1 rRNA gene is annotated in these 460 nt (G+C 40.2%); it reads right to left on the bottom strand.

The window, feature by feature from the left end:
* Positions 1-460 (bottom strand): 23S ribosomal RNA (locus tag ABNX05_RS26255); the annotation flags it as partial.

Raw genomic sequence — 460 nt, 5'->3', positions numbered from 1 at the left:
ATGCCTATTGTTAGTGCTGAAGCAATCATCCAATATTTTTTAATCGGATTATTCAAGATCATATCTCCCTATTTTAATTTGGACATTACTATTTCCAATATTTAGACGAATTTCCAAATGGAAAAGTTCGTCATTTTTTGAAAAAGTTGAATAGTTTTAAACTTTTCATGATAGTGTTTGACTTTAAAGTTTGAGCAGGAACTATTGGAAAAGGTGGATTATGGTGGTGGAAGCCTCTTGGTTTGGGCTCTTCCCGTTTCGCTCGCCGCTACTCAGGGTATCGATTTTTCTATCTCTTCCTCCAGGTACTTAGATGTTTCAGTTCCCTGGGTCTGCCTTCAAGACGCAATGTATTCACGTCGAGATACTACGCGATTAAACGTAGTGGGTTCCCCCATACGGAAATCACCGGATCAAAGCTCACTAACAGCTCCCCGAAGCATAACGGTGTTAGTGCCGT

This window comes from Lysinibacillus zambalensis (assembly GCF_040183165.1).
GTDB classification, from domain to species: domain Bacteria; phylum Bacillota; class Bacilli; order Bacillales_A; family Planococcaceae; genus Lysinibacillus; species Lysinibacillus zambalensis.
This window is presented reverse-complemented; position numbering and strand designations above follow the sequence as displayed.